Source organism: Acidovorax delafieldii 2AN (assembly GCF_000175235.1).
GTDB classification, from domain to species: domain Bacteria; phylum Pseudomonadota; class Gammaproteobacteria; order Burkholderiales; family Burkholderiaceae_C; genus Acidovorax; species Acidovorax delafieldii_B.
The window spans coordinates 1-6,337 of record NZ_ACQT01000206.1; the positions used below are offsets into that span (position 1 = coordinate 1).

The following is a 6,337-nucleotide window of genomic DNA, read 5'->3' on the forward strand; positions in this document are numbered from 1 at the left end:
ACGGTGATGCTGGTGGGGCTGGCGCTGAGGCTCAGGGTCTGGCTGGCGTAGGGGGCGGCACAGGCATTGGCAGCGGTGCTGCTGCCGCCGCCACTGCCGTTGCAGCCCCAGGCCCACTGGCCGTTGCTACCAGTGACGGGGGTGGCCGTGCCGGTGGCGCACAACAGGCCGCCCGAGGGCGCGGTGGCGCTGGCTGGGCCGCTGGCGCTGCCACAGGTGCCATCCACGGCGAGAACGGTGGCGGCAAAGAGGGCGAAGGTTTCCTGCATGGCTGTGAACTCATCACCGCCATTCGTGGCGTAGTCGCTGGTGCCGGTGGTCTGGCCGCTGCGCAGTGTGAAGGTGGCGTAGCGGCTGCCCGTGGCCGGGGCCGTGAGGCGCACGATGATCTGGTCGCCGCTCTTGACGATGGCTTTGTCCACCCAGGCGCCCCCGTTCACCTGGAATTGCGGATTGCCATCGCCACTGATGCGCGCACCGCCCCATGCCTGGCCAGTGGGGTCGCTGGCTGCGAGGGTGAAGGCGAGGAAGGTGACGGTAGCACCTGGCACTGCGATTCCGTCCTCAGTGGAGAAAGACAAAGCAGCAAAAGGCTGTCCGGCGCGCACGAGACGTGCGTCAGAACTGTAGTAGCGAGGGTCGGTGTAGGCATAGCCACTGTAGAAATCGACGACCCTGGCGTAGCTTGCACCAACGGCCAGGGGCGAACCCGACCAAACATACGAAGACTCCGGGGTATTGGGAAACACGGCACGGTTGATCTTGGGGCCCATGCCGCAGCCTTCGGTGATCTTCTTCAACTCCTTCTCGTAAGCCATGCGCCAGGCGCCGCTTACCAGCAGGTTCTGGCTGACACTGGCGCTTACGCCCCAGTTGGCTTGGTTGGTGAAGGATTTGGGCAGATACGTTGCCGCCCAACTTTGCCAGTTGGTGGACGCCGTCGCACCTGTGCACTGACCACCGCTGAACGCCTGGCCCTCGCTGCAGCGCTTCCACACCAGGCCGGTGGGCCAGTGCATAGCACTGGCTTCGCCGTCCGCTTCGCCCAGGATGTAGTCGTCATCGGTGTTGGGGCTGGGGGTGCGACAGTTCTGCGCCTGCGCCAGCATTGGCGCGGCGCAGGCGCTCAGCAGGGCGAGCCAGTGCAGCAGGCGCCTGGAAGTTCGGCGCGCAAGGGCTGAAGACATGGGAAGGCTCCTCTCTTTTTTGATAGCTGCCAGCGGCTTCTCATCAAGCCACGGCGGCCGCTTTGGCCCGCAACTTCCGCCGGCCCATCAGGCCCACCAGCAGCGACAGCAGCAGCACGCCCCATTCGCCCAGGGTAGGAATGGCCCGGGCGCCGCCGGGCGCGGGTGGCAAGGCCTTGGCGGTGAAACTGGCGGTGGTGGTTTGCGGAACCGTGGATTCGCTGCCGCCATTGACGCCGTTGGCGCTGGTGCCGGTGGTCTGGCCGCTGCGCAGGGTGAGGGTGGCGCTGTAGCTGCTACCCACGGTGGCCGGTGCCGTCAGGCGCACGGTGATCTGGTCGCCGCTTTTGACGATGGCCTCGGTCATCCAGCCGCCCGCCCCATTGAGCTGGAACTCGGGATTGCCCAAGCCACTGATGCGCGCGCCGCCCCAGGCCTGGCCTGCGCCAGAGCTGGGCGCGAGCGTGACGGCGGGAAAGGTGGCCAGCATGTTGGGCGCGGCCGTCTGCGCGGGCGGGGAAGGCACCCCGGCGAAAGGCTGGCCCGCACGCACCAGCCGGACGTGGTAACTGTCACTGCGGGTACCGTATACGCCTGCTGTGCCCGACAGACTCGCTCTCCATGCGCCGCTCTGACTCCAGCTCACGGGCGAGCCCGACCAGACCACAGAAGACGGTGCATCAGGGAATACCGTTGGGTTGACAAAGGGAGCGCTGGAACAGTTGTACGCGACTCCCAGCGACTCGACGAGGTAGGCCATGCGCCAAGCGCCGCTTACCAGCAGGTTCTGGCTGAGGCTGGCGTTGATGCCCCAGCTGTTCTGACCAGCGAAGGACTGCGGCAGAAGCTGGCGCTCTGTATCGGCCCATGCGTTCCAGCCCTTTTGCAACGCCGTGCCCGTGCACTGGCCATTGCTGAACGCCTGGCCCTCGCTGCAGCGCTTCCACACCAGACCCGTGGACCAATGCATGGCACTGGCTTCGCCTTGCGCTTCGCCCAGGATGTAGTCGCCATTGGCATTCGGGCTGGTGCAGCTTTGCGCCTGCGCCAGCAACGGCGCGGCGCACAGGGCCAGCAGGCCCAGGGTGTTTTTCAAGGCCACGGGAATTCCCTCTTTATGCTCTTTTTTGAATAGCTGTTGACAAAGGCCCATCAGGCGCTGGAGGCCGATGAAACCTGATGAAGCACAGACCGCGGACGGCTCGGCAGCCCATTGCAGGCGGGGGTTTCCTCTGCGTCACCGGCAGGGCCATGGGGGCGCTGACGTGGTTTGCAGGGGGTGGCGAGAAATGCGCGCCCTGGCAATGGACTCAGCCTGCCGGCAAGGTCACGAAGCGGGGCGCAGTCTAGAAAGACGCGCCTGTAAGCGTCAATAACGCAGCAGGACTAGAAGCGCTTGCGACGCTGCGTTTTTAATAGCACGCAATGCTTGCCGCATAAGGACTTTGAGGCCATGAAATCTGGCTCCGGCGATTCCACTTCCCCATCGACCGGGGCCTGGAACCGCCCGGCCTCAAGAAGCGCCTTGGCGCAGTTTGGCCAGCGCCGCGCGCAGGCTGGCCGGTTGCACGGGCTTGTGCAGCAGCAAATGGCCTGCGCCTGCGGCTTCCTTGAGCCGCTGCGGCGCGGTGTCGCCCGTCAGGATGGCTGCGGGCACCTGCCGGCCCAGAGCCTGGCGCACTGCGGCGATGGCTTCAATGCCGGTGGCCTGGTTGCGCAGGCGGTAGTCGGCAACGATCAGATCCGGCGCCAGCCTCCGGGACGCCAACGTTGCCAGCGCGGCCTGCACTCCGTCCGCCGCCACTGCCGTGCAGCCCCAAACCTCAAGCGCACTGCCCAGGGTTTCACGCAGGCCAGGGTCGTCATCGATGACCAGCACCACGCACCCCGCCAGCGCCGTGTCGCCCTGCAGATGGGCGGCTTCAGGCAGTGCGGCGGGCTGCACTTGGGGTACCCGCAGCTCGAAGCAGGAACCCCGCCCCAGAACGGACTTCAAGAGCACCCTGTGCTCCAGCAGGCGGCACAGGCCGGCCACGATCGCCAGCCCCAGGCCCAGGCCTTTGCGCCGGTCCCGCTCGGGGTTGTCCAGTTGGTAGAACTCACGAAAAATCGCGGTGTGGTGTTCCGGCGCGATGCCGGGGCCGGTGTCGCACACCATGACGCCAATCTCGCCGCCGCGCTGGCGACAGCCCACCAGCACCCTGCCCTGCGCCGTGTGGTGCACGGCATTGCTGACCAGGTTGCGCAACATCCGCAGCAGCATTTGCGGGTCGCTGTACACCCACGCCCGGGTGGGCACGAAGCACAGCTCCAGACCTTTCTTGTCGGCCAGCAGCCGCATTTCCCCGTCCAGCCGGGACAACAGGTCGTTCAATGGGAAGGCGATTTTGTGGGGCATCATCAGCCCCGCTTGCAGCCGCGACATGTCCAGCAATTCGTCCAGGACTTCGTCCAGCGCCCCGGCTGCTTCGGCCAGGCGTTCGATCAGCAAAGCCGACTGCGCTGGATCAGGGGTACGCCGCAGGACTTCGATCAGCAGGTGCACCGCTTGCAGTGGCTGGCGCAGGTCATGGCTGGCGGCCGCGAGAAACTGGGTCTTGGCCCGGTGGGCCGCCTCCACCACCTGCTTTTCTTCGCCCAGGCGCTGTGCCAGTGCCTGCTTTTCCAGGCGCAGGCGAATCGACTCTTCGATGACCTTGGCGAGTTGACGGGCCGAAGACTGCACGTTGTAGAGGTAGAGAACGCCGATCAGCCCCATCACGACCCACTCGCCACCCTCCACCAGAAAGCGCCCGGCCATCGGCAAGACCGTTGGGATCGCCGAATACTGGGCCTGCGGCCACGAGGCATATGCCGGCACCGATCCGGCGGCGATCCCCGCCAGGATGATCGTCACGAAGCTCAGCGCGACCACTGATTGGGGTGCAAAGAACGCCACCCCCGACGCACCCCAGGCCGCGCCTGACAGCAGGGTCGCCCAGGTCAGGTAGTGCGCCCACCGCCGTGCCTGGGCAGGCTCCCGGTGCCGGTATCCCCGCACCAGACCCAGCCGCACAAGCACCAGCGCCACGATGGCGCCCCACCATCCCAGCAGAAGGGCGGGTGGGAACATGGTCCACAAGACGCCCACCACGGCGCTCGCCAGCAGGACATTGGTGGCCAATGTGGTGCGGGTGTGGCGGTACAGCATGTCGATGCGCTCAACCTCCACCCGCTGCAGCAGGCTGTCAGTACCTGCGCCCTCAGACGCCATTGATCAGCCCCTGCGTGATGGCCATGCGTGCGGCATCCACCCGGTTGTCGACTTCCAGGGCGCCAAAAATCGCAGCCACATGCACCCGCACGGTGTTGACGCTCATGTCAAGGGTACGGGCGATCGCCTTGTTCGAGTAATTCTGGGTCAGCAGGCCCAGTACCTGGCGCTGGCGTGGAGTGAGTTCAATCCCGGTCCGGCGTGCGACGCCAAGGGTGTCCAGCGCGTGCACATGCACACCGCCACGCATGACCTGCTCCAGCGCCTGCACCATGGCTGCCGGCGACAGCGACTTGGGAATAAACCCCCTCGCACCGCGCCGCAGGCCTTCCACCGCCCACTCGGGCCCCTCTGCGGCCGACATCACCACGATCGTTGCTGGCGGATGCCAGGCCCGCAAACGCTCCAGGCCCTCCAGACCCTGGATCCCAGGCAGCGTCAAGTCCAGCACCACGACATCTGGCGCCACCACCGCCGCATCCAGCGCCAGCGCGGCCTCGCAGGATGGGGCTTCCACTACCTCATGTCCGTCGGGCAGTGACATGAGCAGTGCCCGCAAGCCAAAACGAAACAAGGCGTGGTCATCGATCAACAAAAAGCGCATGTGTGGGGGTCGGCAGGCTCATCGTGATTCAGCCCGTCTTGTTCTGTTTCTCAATCGCTCCCGGGTTCGGGAAAGTCAGTACAAAACAGCTTCCAGCGCTTATCAAGAAAGCGCAGACAGCTATTATTTCTGAAGCATCCGAGCCACAGCGCGCGGGTAGATCACGTGCTCCTGCGTCAGCACCCGCGCCGCCAGGGTGTCGGCCGTGTCATTGGGCAATACCGGCACGACGGCCTGGTCGAGGATCGGTCCCACGTCGAGTTCTGCCGTCACCTGGTGCACCGTCACGCCGGCGAACTTGCAGCCGGCATCGATGGCGCGCTGGTGCGTGTGCAGGCCGGTGAACGCCGGCAGCAGCGAAGGATGGATGTTGATCAGGCGCCCTGCGTACCGCGCCACGAAGCCGGGCGTGAGGATGCGCATGAAGCCGGCCAGCACCACCAGGTCGGGCTGGTGGCTGTCGATGGTGGTCGCCAGTTCGGCATCGAATGCTTCGCGGGTGGGGAACTGCCGGTGGTCGAGCACGGCGGTGGCAATGCCGTGCTCGCGGGCAAAGGCCAGCCCCTTTGCGTCGGCCTTGTTGCTCACGACGGCCGCCACGCGCGCGCCCAGGCGCTGCTCCCAATGCTCCTGCTGCGCGGTTCTGACGATGGCTGCCATGTTGGAGCCGCCGCCGGAGATCAAAATCACGATGTTCTTCATCGCCCGGATTATCCCTGCCATGCCTTTCGACCCCACCACCCGCCCCCTCACGCCCTTCGAAGCCCGCGTGCTCGCCACGCTCATGGAGAAAGCGCGCACCGTGCCGGACAGCTATCCCATGACGCTCAACGGCCTGCTGACGGGCTGCAACCAGAAAACAAGCCGTGAACCCGTGATGGCACTCACCGAGGCCGAGGCCCAGGAAGCGCTCGACGGGCTGCGGCACCTTTCGCTGGCGTGCGAGAGCAGCGGCAACCGCGCCACGCGCTGGGAGCACAACTTCCAGCGCGGCGTGGGCGTGCCCGAGCAGTCGGCCGTGCTGCTGGGCCTTTTGATGCTGCGGGGCCCGCAGACGGCGGGCGAACTGCGCATCAACGCCGAGCGCTGGTACCGGTTTGCAGACATTTCCTCGGTAGAGGCGTTTCTGGAAGAGCTGCAGGAGCGCAGCGCCGACAAAGGCGGCCCCCTGGTGGTGCAGCTGCCGCGCGCACCGGGGGCCCGCGAACAGCGCTGGGCCCACCTGCTGTGCGGGCCCGTGGACACGACGGCGGCAAGCACCAGCACCAGCGTTGTGCCCTCCGCACTGCAGGC

6 protein-coding genes are annotated in these 6,337 nt (G+C 66.2%); 1 reads left to right on the plus strand and 5 read right to left on the minus strand.

Annotation, left to right across the window (positions count from 1 at the left end; all coding sequences use genetic code 11):
- From ACDELDRAFT_RS23705 to purN, 5 genes are all read right to left on the minus strand, one after another.
- A partial coding sequence (locus tag ACDELDRAFT_RS23705; RefSeq protein ID WP_005799354.1) for an Lcl C-terminal domain-containing protein occupies positions 1-1,187 on the minus strand: 1,187 nt, incomplete at its 3' end.
- A gap of 43 nt (positions 1,188-1,230) precedes the next feature.
- Positions 1,231-2,289, minus strand: coding sequence for an Lcl C-terminal domain-containing protein (locus tag ACDELDRAFT_RS17725; RefSeq protein WP_040329785.1), 1,059 nt, complete (start codon positions 2,287-2,289; stop codon positions 1,231-1,233).
- Between the two features lie 411 nt (positions 2,290-2,700).
- Positions 2,701-4,440, minus strand: a complete 1,740-nt coding sequence (locus ACDELDRAFT_RS17730; RefSeq protein ID WP_005799356.1) for an ATP-binding response regulator — start codon at positions 4,438-4,440, stop codon at positions 2,701-2,703.
- Positions 4,430-5,044 (minus strand): response regulator, encoded by a 615-nt coding sequence (locus tag ACDELDRAFT_RS17735; RefSeq protein WP_005799357.1) that lies wholly within the window; start codon positions 5,042-5,044, stop codon positions 4,430-4,432. Before ACDELDRAFT_RS17735 ends, ACDELDRAFT_RS17730 begins: the two co-directional genes overlap by 11 nt.
- Positions 5,045-5,167: 123 nt before the next feature.
- Positions 5,168-5,746, minus strand: coding sequence for a phosphoribosylglycinamide formyltransferase (purN, locus tag ACDELDRAFT_RS17740; RefSeq protein WP_005799358.1), 579 nt, complete (start codon positions 5,744-5,746; stop codon positions 5,168-5,170).
- 19 nt (positions 5,747-5,765) lie between these two features.
- Here purN and ACDELDRAFT_RS17745 point away from each other — a divergent pair.
- A partial coding sequence (locus ACDELDRAFT_RS17745) for a YceH family protein (RefSeq protein WP_005799359.1) occupies positions 5,766-6,337 on the plus strand: 572 nt, incomplete at its 3' end.